This is a genomic window from Rhizobacter sp. P2_H2 (genome assembly GCF_056403375.1).
Genome location: NZ_JBFUFP010001484.1, coordinates 1 through 1,026 on the forward strand (window position 1 = coordinate 1; position 1,026 = coordinate 1,026).

The 1,026-nt window shown below is 71.6% G+C and carries 1 protein-coding gene and 1 pseudogene; both read left to right on the forward strand.

Features of this window, described 5'->3' with window-relative positions; genetic code table 11:
* Window positions 1-522 (forward strand): substrate binding domain-containing protein (locus AC1D15_RS34115; protein ID WP_477829562.1); only part of this gene is annotated, 522 nt, incomplete at its 5' end.
* Window positions 523-569: 47 nt separating this feature from the next.
* A pseudogene (locus AC1D15_RS34120) lies at window positions 570-1,026 on the forward strand (hypothetical protein); the annotation flags it as partial.

Genomic DNA, 1,026 nt, shown 5'->3' on the forward strand with positions numbered 1-1,026 from the left:
GAGCTGCTGATGAACGACCAGCGGCAGGACCTGGTGCATGAAGGCGTCGACGTGGCGCTGCGCTTCGGTGAGCTTGCGGATTCCGTCGCGACCGCGCGCCGGCTCGGTGCGACGCCGCGGATGCTGGTCGCCTCGCCGGCGTACCTGGCGCGCGCCGGCACGCCGCAACAGCCGGACGACCTGCCCGCGCACCGCTTCATCGCCGGGCCGGTCGGCCCCACGTCGCGGGGCATCGCGATGTCGCTCGACGGCCGCGCGCTGGTCGTGCGCGTGCAGAGCCGGCTGATGGTCACCGTCAACGAAGGCGCCACCGCCGCGGCGGTGGCCGGCCTGGGCATCGCGATGAGCGGCCACTGGGGCTGCTGTGCCGAGCTCGAGGCCGGCCGGCTGCARCAGGTGCTGCCGGCATGGGACCTGGGCTCGACGGAGCTGCACGCGGTGTTCCCGGCCGGCCGGGCCGCCAGGCCTGCGGCGCGGGCGCTCGGCGAATTCATCGCGTTGTCCATGATTTCGTCAGATTGAATGTCGAGGTCGTTTGGTAGATTCGTCCGCCTGGGAGAACACCACCAATGACCGACAACGGACTGAACGACTCGATCGAACCGAACGCCGACGCACCGCACGACGCAACTCACGACGCAGCATCGGCCCCGCCCCCTCAGCTGCCCCGCGGTGCGCTCGGCGCCTGGTGGCTCCAGGGCATCCGCACCGCGTTGCTGATGCGTGCCGACTGGAGCGGCCTGCGTGCCACGCCAGCCATCACGGCCTGCCTCTTCCTCGTACCGTTCGTGCTCGGCGTGGGGGTCGGGCGACTCCTCATCACCGGACCCGCCTCGTTCTACTGGCCGACGCTGCTGTCGTCGCACTGGATGGGGGCGGTGCTGCTGGCCTGGGCCTGCTGGTGGCTGGTGCGCGCGCCGCGGCACGACGGTGACGGTAGCGAGCCCGACGCCGCTGCGCTGTTCGCGATGCTGTGCGCGCAGGGCCTGCCGATGCTGGTCGTGCTGGCGCTGCTGTTCGTGCCGA